18 protein-coding genes are annotated in these 17287 nt (G+C 40.7%); 10 read left to right on the forward strand and 8 right to left on the reverse strand.

The genetic code is table 11. From position 1 onward, the window contains the following. Positions 1-310 precede the first annotated feature (310 nt). The gene (locus HUN22_RS00990) at positions 311-1123 is read left to right on the forward strand and encodes a TorF family putative porin (protein ID WP_174726176.1); all 813 of its coding nucleotides are present in this window, start codon (positions 311-313) and stop codon (positions 1121-1123) included. 44 nt (positions 1124-1167) lie between these two features. On the opposite strand, the gene HUN22_RS00995 is transcribed toward HUN22_RS00990, so the two are convergent. Both HUN22_RS00995 and HUN22_RS01000 read right to left on the reverse strand, forming a co-directional pair. Next, positions 1168-2046 (reverse strand): dihydrodipicolinate synthase family protein, encoded by an 879-nt coding sequence (locus tag HUN22_RS00995; protein ID WP_174726177.1) that lies wholly within the window; start codon positions 2044-2046, stop codon positions 1168-1170. A gap of 15 nt (positions 2047-2061) precedes the next feature. Further along, the gene (locus tag HUN22_RS01000; RefSeq protein ID WP_174726178.1) at positions 2062-2838 is read right to left on the reverse strand and encodes an aldolase; all 777 of its coding nucleotides are present in this window, start codon (positions 2836-2838) and stop codon (positions 2062-2064) included. Positions 2839-2949: 111 nt separating this feature from the next. Here HUN22_RS01000 and HUN22_RS01005 point away from each other — a divergent pair, with 111 nt between their 5' ends. After that, a complete protein-coding gene (locus tag HUN22_RS01005) occupies positions 2950-4383 on the forward strand; it encodes a PLP-dependent aminotransferase family protein (protein WP_174726179.1) in 1434 nt (477 codons plus the stop codon). A gap of 15 nt (positions 4384-4398) precedes the next feature. Here HUN22_RS01005 and HUN22_RS01010 read toward each other — a convergent pair whose 3' ends face one another. Together HUN22_RS01010 and HUN22_RS01015 are read right to left on the reverse strand one after the other, a co-directional pair. Next, positions 4399-5886 (reverse strand): YifB family Mg chelatase-like AAA ATPase, encoded by a 1488-nt coding sequence (locus HUN22_RS01010; protein WP_174726180.1) that lies wholly within the window; start codon positions 5884-5886, stop codon positions 4399-4401. Between the two features lie 65 nt (positions 5887-5951). Then, on the reverse strand, positions 5952-6179 hold the full coding sequence (locus tag HUN22_RS01015) for an accessory factor UbiK family protein (protein WP_174726181.1): 228 nt from the start codon (positions 6177-6179) through the stop codon (positions 5952-5954). A 278-nt stretch (positions 6180-6457) separates the two neighbouring features. Here HUN22_RS01015 and glnK point away from each other — a divergent pair, with 278 nt between their 5' ends. The 6 genes from glnK (at position 6458) to HUN22_RS01045 (ending at position 11963) form a co-directional block, all read left to right on the forward strand. Next, complete coding sequence (gene glnK, locus HUN22_RS01020; RefSeq protein ID WP_000780326.1) at positions 6458-6796, forward strand: P-II family nitrogen regulator; 339 nt, start codon at positions 6458-6460, stop codon at positions 6794-6796. A 57-nt stretch (positions 6797-6853) separates the two neighbouring features. Then, the gene (locus tag HUN22_RS01025; protein WP_016144094.1) at positions 6854-8248 is read left to right on the forward strand and encodes an ammonium transporter; all 1395 of its coding nucleotides are present in this window, start codon (positions 6854-6856) and stop codon (positions 8246-8248) included. A gap of 163 nt (positions 8249-8411) precedes the next feature. Then, positions 8412-8870, forward strand: coding sequence for a transcriptional regulator NrdR (gene nrdR, locus HUN22_RS01030; protein WP_000543541.1), 459 nt, complete (start codon positions 8412-8414; stop codon positions 8868-8870). Positions 8871-8885: 15 nt separating this feature from the next. Beyond that, positions 8886-9971: a bifunctional diaminohydroxyphosphoribosylaminopyrimidine deaminase/5-amino-6-(5-phosphoribosylamino)uracil reductase RibD gene (ribD, locus tag HUN22_RS01035; RefSeq protein ID WP_174726182.1), complete on the forward strand. Its 1086-nt coding sequence runs from the start codon at positions 8886-8888 to the stop codon at positions 9969-9971. Further along, positions 9968-11260 (forward strand): DNA adenine methylase, encoded by a 1293-nt coding sequence (locus HUN22_RS01040; RefSeq protein WP_002121221.1) that lies wholly within the window; start codon positions 9968-9970, stop codon positions 11258-11260. The genes ribD and HUN22_RS01040 overlap by 4 nt, the downstream gene beginning before the upstream one ends. A 43-nt stretch (positions 11261-11303) precedes the next feature. Continuing rightward, entirely contained in the window at positions 11304-11963 is a 660-nt protein-coding gene (locus tag HUN22_RS01045) for a riboflavin synthase (protein ID WP_174726183.1), read from the forward strand. A gap of 60 nt (positions 11964-12023) precedes the next feature. Here the strand turns inward: HUN22_RS01045 and HUN22_RS01050 are convergent, their stop codons facing one another. The 4 genes from HUN22_RS01050 to HUN22_RS01065 all read right to left on the reverse strand — a co-directional run bounded on the left by HUN22_RS01050 (position 12024) and on the right by HUN22_RS01065 (position 14898). Then, the gene (locus tag HUN22_RS01050; protein ID WP_174726184.1) at positions 12024-12242 is read right to left on the reverse strand and encodes a hypothetical protein; all 219 of its coding nucleotides are present in this window, start codon (positions 12240-12242) and stop codon (positions 12024-12026) included. Positions 12243-12381: 139 nt separating this feature from the next. Then, positions 12382-13011: a cell division protein BlhA gene (blhA, locus tag HUN22_RS01055; protein ID WP_174726185.1), complete on the reverse strand. Its 630-nt coding sequence runs from the start codon at positions 13009-13011 to the stop codon at positions 12382-12384. Positions 13012-13049: 38 nt separating this feature from the next. Next, positions 13050-13457 (reverse strand): DNA polymerase III subunit chi, encoded by a 408-nt coding sequence (locus HUN22_RS01060; protein WP_174726186.1) that lies wholly within the window; start codon positions 13455-13457, stop codon positions 13050-13052. Further along, complete coding sequence (locus tag HUN22_RS01065) at positions 13450-14898, reverse strand: leucyl aminopeptidase (RefSeq protein WP_081175515.1); 1449 nt, start codon at positions 14896-14898, stop codon at positions 13450-13452. The genes HUN22_RS01060 and HUN22_RS01065 overlap by 8 nt, the downstream gene beginning before the upstream one ends. A 143-nt stretch (positions 14899-15041) precedes the next feature. On the opposite strand from HUN22_RS01065, the gene lptF reads away from it, so the two are divergent. After that, on the forward strand, positions 15042-16142 hold the full coding sequence (gene lptF / locus HUN22_RS01070; RefSeq protein WP_174726187.1) for an LPS export ABC transporter permease LptF: 1101 nt from the start codon (positions 15042-15044) through the stop codon (positions 16140-16142). Next, positions 16142-17212 carry an LPS export ABC transporter permease LptG gene (lptG, locus tag HUN22_RS01075; RefSeq protein WP_174726188.1) on the forward strand — a complete coding sequence of 357 codons (1071 nt, stop codon included), beginning with the start codon at positions 16142-16144 and terminating at the stop codon, positions 17210-17212. The genes lptF and lptG overlap by 1 nt, the downstream gene beginning before the upstream one ends. Positions 17213-17287: the final 75 nt, after the last annotated feature.

Raw genomic sequence — 17287 nt, forward strand, 5'->3', positions numbered from 1 at the left:
ACTCTAGGTTTAAATAGAAAATTTACGTACATCAAATGGATACTTCTCATCTCGGTAATTAGTTTCCGATAAGGGGTTTTCGTATGTTTATCATTTTTAACACCAAAATAATTTTGTTTTATTTTTTTGTTTTTTATAAATATTTTTTTATAAGAAATAAGCAAGATTTTAATTGTAGAACAAGTTTGATTTCAAAATTAGTGAAGTGCATCGATAGCAAAGATGGAATTGGCACAGCAATTGCTAAAGCTTAACCAACACAATTTATTTAATTCATATAAATCGTGCATTCATTGTGGGGGAGATCAAAATGATGAAATTTGCACTTAAGGCCGTGAGTCTTAGTATCTTTGCAGCAGGTTCAACCATGGCTATGGCTGAAGATGCACCATCTTTTTACGGAATCACGGCAACAGGTAGTGTGGCAGCGACCACAGACTATCGCTTCCGTGGCGTTACTCAATCATCAAATAACCCAGCTATTCAAGGTGGTTTTACTTTTTCTCATAAGTCAGGTGCTTATGTTGCGCTTTGGGGTTCTAGCGTTGACTTTAATACACCTGGTGTTTCAACTGAAACTGATATTTCATTAGGTTATACTAATACCTTAAAACTGTCAGACACACTGGCGCCGACTTATGATGTTGGTGTGATCCATTATGGTTATATTGGTTCTGACTCAAAATTTACTAACCCATACAACGGTGATACTGGTTTTGACTTCACTGAGTTTTACGGGAAATTAACGTTTGCAGACTCTTTGTTTAAAGGAGATGCACTCAGTGTAGGTGTGAACTATTCTAACGATTACTGGGGCCACTCTGATGAGTTCTGGTATTTTAACGTGGGTTATTCAGCACCAATTGCAGACACAGGTTTTACGGGACTTGCTTCTGTTGGTTATAACAAGCTTAAAAATAAAGATTCTTTACTTGTAGTTGCAGGTGGACCAGGTGAAGACGATAGCTATATTGATTATAAAGTCGGCGTAAACTATAACATCTTGGGTATTGTTGCTGAGCTAGATGTTGTAGGTACAGACATTAGCACTTCTGGCATGACTGATGCTGGTAAAAAACCTTACGATACAGGTTTAGTGTTTAGTTTAACTAAAACATTCTAAGTTTGAGTTTTAAAAAAAAGCGGGTAAATAAACCCGCTTTTTTATTAATTATCGATTTCAGAAAGGAGCTGCTTTAACTGGTTAAGCTCAATATCCGCAGCTTTGGACAGAGGCTTACGTGGTGAACCTGCAGGAATACCTTTTAGCTGCAAACCTGCTTTAATCGTTTTAGGTAAACCACCATTTACAATAAAGCGTAGTAGAGGAAGCTGCTGATAAAATGACTTTTGGGCTTGTTCTAACTCACCATTTCTTACATGTTGAATGAGCTGTTGAGGTCGATGGCCTAATAAGTTTGGCGCTGCTGTACACCAACCACTTGCTCCAGCACATAAAGCTTCCAAAGCTAGAGGATTACATCCGTTATAAAATGGAAGCTCTCCTTTTGATAACTCTTGAATTTTATGCATACGCTGAATGTCGCCGCTACTTTCTTTTACCATCGTGATATTTGGAATGCTGTTAAACATGTGCACGATTAACTCTGGAGACATATCAACACCACTAGTCGCAGGGTTGTTATAAATCATAATCGGCAAATTCGTTGATTGAGCAATCGCTTGATAATATTCAAAAATCTCTTGATCTGTTAGTTTCCAGTACGAAACAGGAATGATCATCAGTGCATCTGCACCATAGCTTTGTGCAATTTGGGCCTTTTTAATGGCTTGATCCGTCGTGAGTTCAGAAATCCCAATAATGACAGGTAAACGTTTATTGATGCTTTCAATTGAAGTTTTAGCAACTAAGCACCACTCATCCCATTCAAGATAAGCGCTTTCACCTGTACTGCCTAAAGGTGCAATCGCATCACAGCCATTTTTAATAAGTAAATCTAGCATTTCCTTTAAAACAACAAGGTTAACGGTGTTGTCATCAGAAAATGGGGTAACAGGGTAACCAATAATGCCGTTTAGTTTCATGGTCGAAATCTCTTTTTAAATACAGTCAGAATGTTTTTTCAAAGCTTTACGTGCGTAGTAAGCAAAGTTCACTTTGTTGCGTTTATCGGTAGACACCCAGTCATGTGCTTCTGTTGCTAAATCGTGGGGGATCGGCTGAATTTGTCCGGCAGACATCGCTAGCAGTTGCAGTTGAGCTGCGCGCTCAATTAAAAGCGCCAAGTTACATGCTTCTTCAATGGTTTTCCCTGTGACTAATTGACCATGGTGAGACAGCAAAACAGCGCGGTTTTTACCAAGTGCAGAAGAAATCAAAATACCTTCTTCATTACCTACAGGGACACCAGGCCAATGACCTACAAATGAGCAGTCTTCGTAAAGTGCGCAAACATCCATTTGGGAAATCATAAGTGGAATCTGTAACATCGATAGAGCCGCTACATGGGTAGGATGTGTATGGATAATGCAGTTCACTTCTGGATGTTCTTTATAAATCCATGTGTGAAAACGATTGGCTGGGTTTGCCATTCCTTCTTGATTGATTGGTTCTAAATCTTGATTCACCTCAAGTAAGTTTGAGGCAGTAATTTCATCAAAACCAAAACCAAAACGTTGGGTAATAAATGACTCTTTATTTTCACTACGGCAGGTAATTTGGCCTGCTAAACCAGCATCATGCCCATGGTCAAATAAAATACGGCAAGTCAATGCAAGCTTTTGGCGGTCAGTTAAATCTGAGTCGCTAATCCACTTTTGCATGTCTTGTTGTGCGTGTTGCATTAGGTCTTGTTTGTTCACAGAAGCAGTCTTCATCTCTTCTCCAGTCCAGTTGACCAAATTAAGTAGGTGAAGGCAGAATAGAAAACAACTGGATGAATCAATACATCCAGTTTTTATAAGTTATATGGTCCAGATGGGGCGAATATGCTAAGACCTTGGCAAATACATTTCCGTATCGATGAAAGAGAAGAAAAAACGGTTTTTCTAAAACTGACTAACTTGATTAGTCAGGAAATTTTAAGTGGCCGTTTAGTGCAGGGGACTATGCTGCCGGGGTCTCGTAGCCTGTCAAAAGAACTAGGAATTAATCGAAAAACTGTACAAGCAGTTTATGAAGAATTAGAAGCACAAGGATGGCTTGTGACTCGACCTCGAAAAGGTACATTTGTGGCAGATGTTTTGCCAGAAAAACAGCTTCAAATAGAGCTGATATCTGAGAAAAAAGTTAATGATAAACCAATCATTCAAAAAGTGATTCAACGCCCACATAACGATGGTGTGCCAGATCCGAGGCTTATTCCCTATGAACTATTTTCACGGGCCTATCGTCACGCACTGATTAAAATTACGCAAAACCAGTACATGGGATATGGTGACCCGCGAGGTATGGTTGAGCTAAGACAGGCTTTACAACAAATGTTGTCGATGGAACGTTTTATGAATGTTGCCAAAGATGAGATTTGTATTGTACGTGGTAGCCAGATGGGAATTTTTCTAGCCTCTCGTGCATTACCTAATCGACAGGGCGTTATTGTTGTTGAAGAGCTTTACTACCCATCTGCTTTTAAAGCATTTCAGTCAAATGGCTTTCAAGTGGTTTCTGTCAAATTAGACGAACAAGGTATTGTCATTGAGGATTTACAACGGATTTTAAAAGAACATTTGGTTGCTGCCATTTATACAACTCCGCATCATCAATATCCTACAACTGTCACGATGCCTATGAGCCGTCGTCTTCAACTTTTGGAGCTTTCAAAAAAAAGGGGCTTTTATATTATTGAAGATGACTATGACCACGAATTCCACTATGACAGTCGGCCTATGCCGCCCTTAGCAAGTTTGCCTCATTCTGAGTTAGTCATTCATGTTGGTTCATTGTCTAAGGTTTTTGCACCCGGCATTCGCTTAGGTTACATCATAGCATCATCACCAATCATTCAATCGATTACCGAAGATATTCTGTTGATTGACCGACAAGGTAATAACATTACCGAACTTGCTTTAGCGGATTTAATGCAACGTGGTGAAATCAAACGACACATCCGCAAAATGAAAAAAATATATCAACTACGCCGTGACCATGCGTTAACTGAGTTTCACCGAATTTTTGCAGAGAGTGTTCACATACAACCGCCTGCGGGTGGAATGGCCTTATGGGTAAAATTCGAGAAACCATTTACTCAAGATCAGCTTATAAAGTTAAAAGAACTCAATATTGATACAGAGCATAAGTTTAAAAAAATCGAGTCTTCTAATCATTGTATTCGCTTGGGTTTTGCTGCTTTATCAGAGAAAGAAATTACTAGTTTAATTGAAACCTTAAATCAAGTTCTTAACCAAGGAACAGCGGACTCGTAATCCGCTGTTTTATTTTTAAGAATGATTGCCTCGATAAGAGAGCGCTTCTGTAAGGTGAGGACTTTGAATCATCTCACTTTGAGCTAAATCAGCAATGGTCCGCGCTACTCGTAAAACACGATGATAAGCACGAGCCGATAGATTTAAACGTTGCTGAGCCATTTCAATCATTCGTTGTGAAGTGCTATCAAGTACTGCATATTGCTCAAGTTGCTTCGGTGAAAGCGCTTGATTTAAACAATTTTGTCTTTGCATTTGTTGGTTATAAGCATAAATCACACGTTGTCGAACACTGCTGGAGTCTTCGGTAGGCGTTGGATCTTGTAGTTCCTGAGCTTTTAAAGGCGGTACATCAATATGTAAATCGATACGGTCAAGTAACGGTCCCGATATACGATTTTGATAGCGTTTAATGCTTTCTGGTGAACATTGGCAGCGGCTATCTTGATTAAATGCATAACCACATGGGCAGGGGTTCATCGCTGCAATCAGCTGGAAGTTTGCAGGATAGGTAATTTGCCGAGCTGCTCGTGAAATAATGATTTCTTTTGACTCAAGTGGCTGGCGTAAGACTTCTAATACTTTTCTGTCAAATTCAGGAAGTTCATCTAAAAATAGCACACCTAAATGCGATAATGTAATTTCGCCCGGTTTAGGATGAGAACCGCCCCCAACGAGTGCAATCGCTGATGCTGTATGATGGGGCGCTCGAAATGGGCGCTGACCAAACGTATGTGGTGTATTTGAAATAGAATAAATACTCGCAACTTCAAGTGTTTCTTGATTAGAAAGCGGCGGTAAAATTGAGGGAAGACGTGAAGCGAGTAAAGTTTTACCTGTGCCTGGTGGTCCTTTAAAGAGCAAGGAATGTCCTCCGGCGGCAGCTATTTCTAGTGCACGACGTGGGCGTAGCTGACCTTTTACATCTGCCAGATCAAATTTATAAGGCATTTGGTTTGAGGTGATTACAGGTTCAATCGAAGATAGAGATTTCGTGCCCAGAAAATGTTCACAGACTTCTTTTAAGTGGTTCACCGGGTAGCATTCAAGGTCCGGTAAATGGCTAATATCCTGACTATTATCAAGGGGAAAAAGCATTTTATGCTTGGCCTGTTGACATGCCATTGCCAAAGTTAAAGTGCCTGACACTGGCCTTACGTGACCATCCAGCGCTAATTCACCAATTAATTCAAAATCTTCGGCACAGTTTTCTGGGAGCTGACCAGACGCAATTAAAATGCCGATAGCAATCGGTAAATCTAGGCGTGAACCATCTTTGGGCAAATCTGCTGGTGCAAGGTTGATGGTCAGGCGTTTAGTCGGGAACTGAAATCCACTGTTAATAATAGCTGAGCGAACTCGGTCTTTACTTTCTCTTACTGCTGCTTCGGCTAAGCCTACAATGGTAAGTGAAGGTAAGCCTTGACTCACATGTACTTCGACTTCAATCAGAGGCGCATGTAAACCCAAAAGTCCCCGTGTATAAATTTTAGAAAAAGACATCTTATTGTTCCATTATGGTGCTTCATTTTTAATCGTTGTAAAGTATAAGTGCGCTACATTGGTGCTTATTTTTTATTCTTTAAAGCTTCTTCTAATAGAGTCACTTGTTTTTGTAGCTCTGCTAAACGTTGATTGGCAGATTGAAGTGCAGTTTTTTGACGGTCAATCTCTTGTTTGGAAACAAGATCTAACTTTTCGACTGCTTCATTTAATAATGCACGTAAATTTTTTTCCAAATCTTTTTTAGGCTCATCAATTTGTTCCAGAATGGCCTGTAGTAATGTTTCTAGCATGAGATATCCAAAGTGTTGTATTACCTTATGGTTTATAGTTTAACACTGCTTGAACGTGGGATATAGGTTTCAATTCTTTTAGTGCAAATAGAACATTAAATCAGCATATAACAATACTGAAAATTCATTTTATTTTTAGTAGCTCATCTACATCTTGATCATTAAATAGGTTATAAAGAAAGTTCATGCAAAAGATTCATTTCCCTCAACCTTTGAAATATTGGCATGAAAATTGAACATAAAACCTTACTGGTGAAAAGAAGCCGAAGGAAACAAACATGAAGCTTGTAACTGCAATTGTAAAACCGTTTAAATTGGATGATGTGCGTGAAGCACTCTCTGACATTGGTGTACAAGGGATTACCGTAACTGAAGTTAAAGGTTTTGGTCGTCAAAAAGGGCATACAGAACTCTACCGTGGTGCAGAGTATGTGGTTGATTTCTTACCTAAAGTAAAAATCGAGATTGCGATTAGTGATGAAATGGTTGACGCGGTAATTGAATCAATTACCCGTGTAGCAAGCACTGGAAAAATTGGCGATGGTAAGATTTTTGTGACTAACCTGGAACAAGTAATCCGTATTCGTACGGGTGAAACTGGACCGGATGCTGTCTAAATTGGCACAAAGCTTGCTGAGTAGAAAATAACTCGCAAATGAGGTTGGGGGACACGAATGAAAAAAATACTTATGGCGCTCAGTCTATCAGGCGCTCTTTTGGGTGGTACTGCCGTTTGGGCAGAAGAAGCTGTAACAACGCCAACATCGGAAGTTGCGGCTGCATCAACATCTCAAGCTGCTGTAACTACGGCGGAAGCACCAGTTGCTGAAACTCCGGCAGCTCCAGCACCGACACCCACTCTTGATACGGGTGACACCTCTTGGATTTTAGTTTCAACCGCATTGGTTTTATTAATGACCATTCCAGGATTGGCATTATTCTACGGCGGTATGGTACGTAAAAAAAATGTACTAAGTACGATGATGTTCAGTCTCTCAGCTGCAATCTTGGTAAGTTTGCTATGGGTGATTGCTGGGTATTCAATCGCGTTCTCTGGCACAGGTGCATTTTTTGGTGATTTGTCTAAAGCGATGCTAAACGGAGTGGCGTTTGATGCATTGAGTGGGACAATTCCTGAAAGTCTCTTTGTTATTTTCCAAATGACTTTTGCCATCATTACAGTTGCAATTCTTAGCGGTTCTATTGCAGACCGTATGAAGTATTCAGCTTTTATGGTTTTTATTGCAGTTTGGGTGCTGGTAGTATACGCACCAATTACTCACTGGGTGTGGGCGGCAGATGGCTGGTTATTTAAAGCAGGCGCATTAGATTTTGCTGGTGGTACAGTTGTACACATCAACTCAGGTGTTGCAGGTTTAGTTGCTGCTTATATGCTTGGAAAACGTATTGGCCTTGGCCGTGAATCTATGGCTCCGCATAACCTGACTTTAACTGTAGTCGGCGCAAGCTTACTTTGGGTGGGTTGGTTCGGCTTTAACGGTGGTAGTGCTCTAGGCGCTGGTGCTCGTGCAAGTATGGCAATTTTAGTGACCCAAGTTGCTGCTGCCGCTGCTGCATTCTCTTGGTTAGTTGTTGAACGTATGATCCGTGGTAAAGCATCTGTATTAGGTGGTGCTTCTGGTGCGGTAGCTGGTTTAGTTGTGATTACACCAGCAGCAGGTTTTGTCGGGGTAGGCGGTGCTTTAGTGATGGGCCTTATTGGTGGCGTTGTGTGCTTCTGGGGTATTACAGCACTTAAACGTTTACTTAAAGCCGATGATGCTTTGGATGCGTTTGGTTTACATGCTGTAGGTGGTATTGTCGGTGCGATTTTAACTGGCGTATTCTATAGTGACGAAATTATTAAAGCAGCCAACGTTGCATTAGCTCCAACATTCGCTGGTCAATTATGGGTACAAGTTGAAGGCGTATTGGCAACCATGGTTTACAGTGGTGTTGCGACTTTCATTATTCTTAAAGTGATTGATCTTGTGATCGGTATCCGTGTGAACGCTGATGATGAACGCATGGGTCTGGATTTAAGCCAACATGGCGAACGTATTGAATAATCATCATTAATAATCTGCTGTCTTAAAAGAACAGTCTTGCGCTGTGATCAAAGCGATGCTTTGATCTTGCTCAGGACTGTTTTTCTGTCTTATAGAATGCTGGTTCTGTAAGTGTAGAAATTTTGCTACACTAGGTCAAAGTAATCGACCCTATAAATCCGCTATGCATTGTCCATTTTGCAACGCCGCAGATAGTAAAGTCATCGATTCACGTTTAGCCGCCGAAGGCTGTCAGATTCGTCGACGTCGTGAGTGTGTAAGTTGTGGTGAACGTTTTACCACTTTTGAAAGCTATGAAGTGGTAATGCCCCGTGTGATCAAATCGAATGGAAAAAATGAACCTTTCGATGAGGCTAAATTACGTCGTTCGTTAATGCATGCTTTGCAAAAACGTCCGGTCACACAAGAGCAGATCGAAACAGTTTTAAGTGACATTCAGTTGCAGATTCGCCGTCTAGGTGAGCGCGATGTGAAATCTAGAACAATTGGCGAAATCGTCATGCAATCTTTATTTGCCCTTGACCATGTTGCTTACGTTCGATTTGCTTCTGTCTATCAAGATTTTCAGGATGTTGAAGCGTTTCGCCGTCAAATTGAGCAAATGCAGCAACGTGAACATTAATCATTTGAGATTTTTATGTCTGAGTTGAAACAAGATCAGTATTGGATGCAGCAAGCCATTGAACTTGCCAAACGAGGACTTTATTCGACCAAGCCTAATCCAAATGTTGGTTGTGTCATTGTCAAAGATGATCAGTTAATTGGTAAAGGCTTTCATCCTAAAGCAGGTCAACCACACGCTGAGGTTTTTGCCTTACGCGAGGCGGGTGAAAATGCACAAGGCGCAACGGCTTACGTTACGCTTGAACCATGTGCACACTATGGTAGAACCCCTCCTTGTGCTGAAGCATTAGTAAAAGCCCAAGTTAAAAAAGTAGTGGTTGCTTGTCCTGATCCCAATCCATTGGTTGCGGGTAAGGGTGTTCAGATTTTAAAAAATGCTGGAATTGAAGTAAAAGTCGGTATTTGTGAAGATTTAGCATCAAAACTTAATCAAGGCTTTTTAAAAGCAATGTCTACAGGCATGCCTTATGTACGTTTAAAAGTTGCTTCAAGTTTAGATGGGCGTACCGCAATGGCGTCAGGTGAGTCGAAGTGGATTACCGGCTCTGCTGCCCGTCAAGATGTACAACACTGGCGTGCGATTTCAGGAGCTGTAATTACTGGCATTGAAACTGTGATGGCTGATGATTGTCAGCTTAACGTGCGTTCACTCCATAATGTTGATATCGAGACGGTTGCTCAGCCAAAGCGTGTTGTTTTAGATCGCCAAGGACGTTTGCCACTTAACGCTAAGATCTTAGAGAATCCTGAAACTGTGATGGTTATGGGCCCGTATCGTCAAGAACTTGCTGATTTAGGCGTGATACAATTAGAAATTCAGCCTTTAAAAATACTGTTACAGACCCTATCTAAGCAACATCAAATTTATGATGTGTTGGTTGAAGCTGGCGCAACATTGTCTACTGCCTTTTTGCAAGAAGGTTTGGTGGACGAATTGATCAGTTATATTGCCCCGACATTATTGGGGAAAAGTGCAAGGGCCATGTTCAATGCAGAATTTGAATATATGGCAGAGCAACTTCGTTTTACACTTCTTGATGTGACACAAATTGATCAAGATATACGCTTAAGGTTAATCCCTACGCAAGAGAAAGTATGAATTCAGAGCCTTCGGTTTATCACAAACGTCGTCATGCAGCCCGTACGACAGACGAATATCTTTTCCATCAGCTTGTGCCGTACTTGGGTAACAAGCGCCGATTGCTCCATCTAATTTTAGAAGCCCTCGAAATTACAGGGACACTGAATAGCAAGAAAAAGAATCCACCGATTTTTGCCGATTTCTTTGCCGGCAGTGGCGTTGTGTCTCGTTTAGCACGTCAAAATGGTTACCGTGTGATTGCGAATGACTGGGAACCTTATAGCCATGCTTTAAATCATGCGATTTTAGCTTGTGTAGATGCGCCTGCTTTTAAAGAACTAGGTGGCTATCAAAAGGCAATCGACTATTTAAATCGCTTACCTGAAGTTAAAGGTTGGGTAACGCATAACCTTTGTCCACGTAACGATGATGTATACGATCCAACTCGTGACCGTTTATTCTTTAAACGTCGTAATGGTATGCGTATCGATGCAATTCGTCAGCAAATTGCAACATGGCAGGCGCAAGGTGCAATTAATGATGTAGAGATGAGTGCTTTGCTCGCACCATTGCTCTATTCAGCTAGTTTTGTCAGTAACACGAGTGGCGTATTTAAAAGCTTCCACCAAGGGTGGGGTGGACGTACTCAAACTGCGTTAGAACGAATTGAGTCATTACTTTGGTTAACACCGAGCCGTTTTTGTGAGATTGGTGATCGTAAACGTCCGGCTGCTGAAATGTGGTGTGTAGATTCACAACATCTAGCAAATCAAATGAGCGGTTTTGAAGTCGATGTTGCCTATCTTGATCCACCATATAACCAACACGCATATAGTAGTAATTACCATGTTTTAAATGCATTAACTTTATGGGATCAGGTGGATTTACCTTCACCAGATACCAAAGGTTATAAGAGTGGTATTGATAGAGCATGGCGTAAAGAGCGTCCAAGTCCATATAACTCTTCTAAACATGCAAAAGATGCGTATGAGAAATTACTCTCAACGATCAATGCACGCTATATTCTGACCAGTTATTCAACTGATGGTAATATCGAGCCGAAAGATTTGCTTATGGCTAATCTGGAGCGGGGTAAAGTTACCTTGTTAACTCAAGATGTTCCGCGTTATCGAGTGAGTAAACAACGACAGTCTGAACGTGCACGCGTGCTTGAGTTTATTGTGATTACTGATACTCATGCCAAGTCAGGACCACCATTACGTCAGTTATTAGGCCAGCTTTACCACTTCGCTGAGCTAGGTGGTGTAGATACTTCAGGTAATAGTACACAGCTCGCACTTTGGTAAGCGCTGCAATTTAAGCAGTGTAAAAAGATTTGGAGATTGAGCCATGTTTACAGGCATTATTGAAAGTTTAGGTAAAGTTGAAAGCCTGCAAAGTGTAGGTGGTGATGTACGTCTACGTATTCAGACTGATCTGGATATGTCTGATGTACATTTAGGTGACTCAATTGCAACCAATGGTATTTGTCTCACAGTGATTGAATGGGGCGATAACTGGTACGCAGCGGATGTTTCTCGTGAAAGTTTAAATCGAACGACTTTGGGTCACTGGAAAGTTGGGCAACGTGTCAATGTTGAAAAGGCAATGTTACCGACCACGCGCTTTGGCGGGCACATTGTAAGTGGTCACGTTGATGGCGTAGGTGAAATTACTGTAGTACGTGAAGATGCTCGTTCAATCTATTATGAAGTAACAGCGCCGACAGAACTTGCTAAATATTTGGCGGAAAAAGGTTCTGTAACCGTTGATGGTATTAGCTTAACGATTAACCACTTGCGTGGAAATATTTTAAGCTTGAATTTAATTCCCCACACAGCAGAACGTACGAATATTGGAACGTGGCAAGTAGGCAGTAAAGTAAATCTTGAAGTTGATGTTTTAGCACGTTATATCGAGCGTTTATTGCTAGGTGATAAAGCAGCTGAACAAAAAAACGAGTCAAATATTAGTATGGCTTTTTTAGCCGAGAATGGTTTTTTAAAATAAAAGCCAGGTCATCAAAATAAAAAAACCGGACATATGTTCCGGTTTTTTTATTTTTAAAAATTAATGCTTAGTCAGAGTAACCGAATGTGTGCCGACCCATGGTTTAGTATGCTGAGTACGTGTAATTGAAAACTCACCTTTTTCCGACGCTCGTGTCAGCAAGATTGAAAGCGAATTAAAATCGTTATGACTCATATAAAATTCTTGTGCCGAAAAAGTCCATTGCTCGCCCTGATTAAGCTGTTCAACTTGCTTTGAAATCTGATGCAGAATGTCCATCTCTTACCCTCATTAATTATCTTAAAACCACTACTTTTTATTCTTATAATCATTTGATCTATAAGAATAATATTTGTGTCTATTTTGTGACAAATAAGTGTCAGTTTTATGACAAAGAGGCTTTTAAAAGTTTACTTTTCTATTTTTCATCAGAAAACTTAGAATTTTTTAAGATATATTCAACTTCTTCTTGAGCTGCCGACTGTAGTTTGGCACGGAAAGCCGTTACAGACTCTTCAATTAAGTTCTCAGCTTCAAGTTCTAAACGAATGCGTAAACTTTCAAGCTCAGATAAAATTTGATCATCGGTAATACTAAGTTTTACGCCAGAAGAGTAATTGACTGCTGGTGTTTCAGGGTTTTTCTGATAACGTGCAGTTTGCTCTGTAACTTCTTGTTCTAACTGACTGCGAATGGTTTGAAGCGCTTCAGTCTGTTCACTAAATTGACGAATTTCGTCTGCTTGCAATTCGGCAGCATAGGCCGCTTCTAACGCTCGTTTATCAGCAAGTGCTTTCTCTAAAGCAAGCTGACGACGAATACGTGCTTGCTCAATAAGCTCTGCCTTGAGGTCCGCGTAAGCTTGTTCAATTTTTTGCTGCGATTCTAACTGCGCTTTTTCATCATTTAAAACCCAAAGCTGAATCGGAGTTTGAGGTTCTAATAAATCGCAAATACGTGCCAGATCCTGTTGATAGGCATGACGGACAGCTTCAGGCGCATTTAACCATCTTTTTTTAAAATCTTGCCCGACATTTAATGCCACCATGCTTCTCCTTTGTTCAACAGTATTTACATTTTAGCGCGTTATAATTTAAAGGTCCGCGGTTCTATACCCAAACGGCGATACATTTTAAATTTTTCTCGACCAATTTGCTTGGCTGTTTCATTATTTTCAACAATTTCTATAATGTGGCTAAAATGATCAACTTGTTCAAGTGCATGATTGTTAAAATTAAATACCAATAAGCCTTGTTCAAGCGGTTGTTTAGCCGAAATACATACAGCAGCTTCAGCTTGATCAATCCCATGCGCAATGAAACTTACAGGGTCGAAATCCCATAATCTTTCATCAAGATTTTGTTGTAGCTGCACATCTGGGCAATACCACCAGATTTTAGGATGCTTCTGCAAAATCTTTCGGCATAAACGGCAAGCACTATCGACTTGCCGTTCTTCACTGGTTTCAAACAGATAAAAACTAACTTTAGCCATTCGTATTTACACGATTCGCTAAAAATTGCATGAGTAATGGTACTGGGCGACCTGTTGCACCTTTAGCTGGACCAGATAACCATGCTGTTCCTGCTACATCTAAATGAGCCCAGCGATACTCACGTGTAAAGCGTTCAAGGAAGCATGCTGCCGTAATTGCGCCGCCATATGGTCCACCGATGTTTGCAATATCCGCAAATGGTGAATCAAGTAATTCTTGATAATCTTCAATCACTGGCATACGCCATACACGGTCAAATGATTGCTCACCCGCTTGTTGAAGTTCAGCTGCTAAAGCATCATCAGGTGAGAACAAACCACTAAGCACTTTGCCTAAAGCGACTACACATGCACCTGTTAAGGTCGCAATATCGACCACAACTGCTGGATTGAAGCGTTTGATATAGGTCAATGTGTCACACAGTACTAAACGGCCTTCGGCATCAGTATTTAAGATTTCAACAGTTTGTCCGCTCATTGTTGTCACGATGTCGCCCGGACGGGTTGCTTTACCTGAAGGCATGTTTTCTGCAGCTGCAATTGCTCCAACGACATGAATCGGAAGTTTCGCTTCGCATAGTGCACGAATAGTCCCTAGAACAGAGGCAGCACCACACATGTCGAACTTCATTTCATCCATGCCTAGGCCTGGTTTTAAAGAAATGCCGCCTGTATCAAAAGTAACGCCTTTACCGACAAGTACAACAGGTGCTTGATCAATTCCAGCTTGGTATTCGAGTGTTACGATACGACCCGGACGTTCAGATCCTTTGCTGACTGCAAGAAAAGCATACATGCCTAAATCAGCCATTTGCTGCTCATTTAAGACAGTAACTTTGAGTAAGTCAGGGAATTCTGCAGCTAAAGCTAATGCTTGTTCTGCTAAATATTCAGGGAAACAAATGTTACCTGGACGGTTTCCGAGGTCACGTGCATACGACTGACCAGACTGTACGGCATGCACTAAAGCCAGTTGTTTTTCATCGAGGCTAGTCGTTGAACTAATTAAATCAACCTGTTGTAACACAAATTCATTTTTTTTCGATTTAAACTCATCATAACCATAAGCTGCTTGAGTTAAGCTTAAAGCGAATAAATAATGGTATTCGACAGGTAACGCAGCAATATCAATCGCGATATGCTTAAATTTATTTTGTGTCGATTTGATAATGGTTTGGGCAAGTTTAGCGAGCTTAACCGCCTGAAGTTCAGCTGTTTTTCCTAAGCCAAGTAATTGGCCATGAGGTTGATTTGAAATCTGACCGAATAAAGGCAGAGTTTCATTGAAGTTGCCTTTGAATTGGGTGGCAGTAAGAACGCTTTCTAGGTTATTGATTTGATATGTGTTGATGTTGCTTTGTAGCTGTTCTGAATCAACTAAAACCCACAAAGATTCATTAGATGTCTGTTCGGGAAAAGTTGTATAAGTTGTAAATTTCATGGCTGCCGTGATTGCCTATAGAAAGTTATGTTGGATTAAAACATTGAAACACTTTCAAGCATAGCGTTGCAATGTGCGGTTTTATATTTTTAACATTCGGGTAAACTAGCACACGTCCCGATTAGCCTTTTGGAAGTATTACTTTGATTATTCGGCGTTATCTCGTCAAGCAAGTTGTTTCTACCTCATTGGTGGTCATTTCCTTATTGACCTTAATCATGATGGGTGGTCGTCTGATCAAATACTTTGGTGTGGCGGCACAGGGGCGTTTAGATGCTGGTATCTTGTTTAGCATCATTGGATACCGTTTGCCTGAATTTTTAACACTTATTTTACCACTAGGTTTTTTCATTGGTTTAATGTTGGTGTTTGGTCGTTTATATGTTGACCATGAAATGGCGGTATTAAATGGCAGTGGTGTTAGCCGTCATCAATTAGCCCGATTACTCATTCCAATGACACTTGTTTATATGGTGTGTCAGTCTGTGCTTATGCTCTGGATGACGCCATGGGGACTACGTGAGTTTGAAAAGCTGACAACTACACAAGCAGTGCGTACAGGTTTCGATTTGGTTCGGCCAAGAGAATTTATTTCTTCTGGTCCATATACGATCTATGCAGGTTCATTGTCAGAAGACCGAAAGAATTTGAAAGACATTTTCTTTTATCAGCGTGCTGCTAAAGAAGATAAGCCAGATGTTATGATTTTGGCAAAAGAAGCGACTCGAGTAGAAGTTGCAAATGACACCGCCAATGTCGTTGATTTGGTACAAGGCCGTCGTTATGAAATATTCCCGGGACAACCAAAATATACACAAGCAGAGTTTCAATCTTATCGTCTACGTTTAGAAAATGACAAAGACGTTAAGTTTGAAAGTGGCGATGTAGAGGCTCTATCAACAACAAAACTTTTTTCGAAAACGAATGATCCAGTCATTAGAAGTGAGTTGGGATGGCGTTTATTTGGGCCATTTACCATTGTTATTGCGTTAATGCTATCAGTGGCATTGTCTGAGGTGAGTCCACGACAAGGCCGTTATTACCGTCTTATTCCGGCGATTTTTATTTTTTCCAGTCTGATTGTATTAATGATTGCAATCAAGACTCGTATTAGTAAAGAAGAACTCGATATTTGGGCTTATCCTGCCGTGTTAGTTGTTTACGGCGTTGCAGCTGCCTTATTCTCACGTAAGCAAAAGTTAGGACCAAAAATCAAGAAACAGATCAAGCGAGTGAAATTATAATGTTAGCACGTCGAATAGTCGCCAAATATGTGACGAAAACCACTGCGCTTGCGATGTTTGGCACCACAGTTGTTTTGTCCATTCTACAGGTCTTATTTACATATCTTGGCGAGTTGGGTGAGCTTAAACCAGACTATAACGCATGGCAGGCTCTCATCTATGTTTTGTGGGGAGCTCCTCGCTATCTCTATGAAATTTTACCTATTTCTGCCTTGATCGGGGCTGTGATTGGGTTAGGTTCATTGGCAACAAGTAGTGAACTCATTGTTATGCGTTCAGTGGGTGTTAGCTTATGGCGTATTGTCGGTTGGGTGATGCGCTCAGCTTTACTGCTTATTATTTTGTCGTTTGCTTTAAGTGAATGGGTTATCCCTTATACCAATGAAAAAGCACAAAGTGTTAAAAGCCATCGTTCTGTAGCTGCTTTAGGTGAAGTTAAAGGGTATTGGTCCCGTGAAGGGCAGCGATTTATCTATATCGACTATGCTAACTCTCAGGGCAATTTAAGAGATATTCAAGTGGTCGACTTTGACCAGAACTATTACTTGCAATCATTAATTAATGCTCAGCAAGGACAGTTCATTAAAAATGGTCAATGGGCTTTGAAAAAAGCTGAACAAATGGACATTTTGGCGGCAGGAAATGCCATCAAAACTGATCATGAAGAGCAATCGCTTGCTTTAGCATTACAGCCTAAATATGTGCATATGGTGACTTTAGATCCTGAAGATCTATCACCAAGCCAACTGATTAGCTTTATGCGTTATATGGATGAATATAGTCAGGTGCCAAAGACTTACCAATTGGCTTTCTGGCAAAAAGTTGCTTCGCCATTTTCACTTATCGCATTAGTTCTCGTGGCGTGTTCTTTTATTTTTGGACCGTTACGCCAACAATCAATGGGTTTCCGTTTGGTGATCGCATTGTTTATTGGTTTGAGTTTCTATTATTTACAGGATTTCTTGGGCTATGCGAGCTTGGTTTATTCTCCATCTCCAGCATGGTTTGTGCTCGTGCCTATCTTGTTAATGTTTGGTGCCGGAAGTTATTTGCTTTACCGCGCTCGCTAGTAATAATTGATATTTATGGTTTTCATCAATCGCGGATATTGGTGAAAGCCATAGGAATAAATAGAGTCTTGACCG

Origin of the sequence: Acinetobacter lactucae (genome assembly GCF_013344765.1) — a bacterium.
Lineage (GTDB): Bacteria > Pseudomonadota > Gammaproteobacteria > Pseudomonadales > Moraxellaceae > Acinetobacter > Acinetobacter lactucae_A.

Bases quoted from the DNA above. Each gene is read 5' to 3' on its own strand.
- HUN22_RS01060 (WP_174726186.1), bottom strand. From the start codon at position 13,457: ATGGCTAAAGTTAGTTTTTATCTGTTTGAAACCAGTGAAGAACGGCAA.
- lptG (WP_174726188.1), top strand. From the start codon at position 16,142: ATGTTAGCACGTCGAATAGTCGCCAAATATGTGACGAAAACCACTGCG.
- HUN22_RS01045 (WP_174726183.1), top strand. From the start codon at position 11,304: ATGTTTACAGGCATTATTGAAAGTTTAGGTAAAGTTGAAAGCCTGCAA.
- glnK (WP_000780326.1), top strand. From the start codon at position 6,458: ATGAAGCTTGTAACTGCAATTGTAAAACCGTTTAAATTGGATGATGTG.
- ribD (WP_174726182.1), top strand. From the start codon at position 8,886: ATGTCTGAGTTGAAACAAGATCAGTATTGGATGCAGCAAGCCATTGAA.
- HUN22_RS01040 (WP_002121221.1), top strand. From the start codon at position 9,968: ATGAATTCAGAGCCTTCGGTTTATCACAAACGTCGTCATGCAGCCCGT.
- HUN22_RS01050 (WP_174726184.1), bottom strand. From the start codon at position 12,242: ATGGACATTCTGCATCAGATTTCAAAGCAAGTTGAACAGCTTAATCAG.
- HUN22_RS00995 (WP_174726177.1), bottom strand. From the start codon at position 2,046: ATGAAACTAAACGGCATTATTGGTTACCCTGTTACCCCATTTTCTGAT.
- HUN22_RS01065 (WP_081175515.1), bottom strand. From the start codon at position 14,898: ATGAAATTTACAACTTATACAACTTTTCCCGAACAGACATCTAATGAA.
- HUN22_RS01000 (WP_174726178.1), bottom strand. From the start codon at position 2,838: ATGAAGACTGCTTCTGTGAACAAACAAGACCTAATGCAACACGCACAA.
- nrdR (WP_000543541.1), top strand. From the start codon at position 8,412: ATGCATTGTCCATTTTGCAACGCCGCAGATAGTAAAGTCATCGATTCA.
- HUN22_RS01010 (WP_174726180.1), bottom strand. From the start codon at position 5,886: ATGTCTTTTTCTAAAATTTATACACGGGGACTTTTGGGTTTACATGCG.
- blhA (WP_174726185.1), bottom strand. From the start codon at position 13,011: ATGGTGGCATTAAATGTCGGGCAAGATTTTAAAAAAAGATGGTTAAAT.
- HUN22_RS01005 (WP_174726179.1), top strand. From the start codon at position 2,950: ATGCTAAGACCTTGGCAAATACATTTCCGTATCGATGAAAGAGAAGAA.
- HUN22_RS00990 (WP_174726176.1), top strand. From the start codon at position 311: ATGATGAAATTTGCACTTAAGGCCGTGAGTCTTAGTATCTTTGCAGCA.
- HUN22_RS01015 (WP_174726181.1), bottom strand. From the start codon at position 6,179: ATGCTAGAAACATTACTACAGGCCATTCTGGAACAAATTGATGAGCCT.
- HUN22_RS01025 (WP_016144094.1), top strand. From the start codon at position 6,854: ATGAAAAAAATACTTATGGCGCTCAGTCTATCAGGCGCTCTTTTGGGT.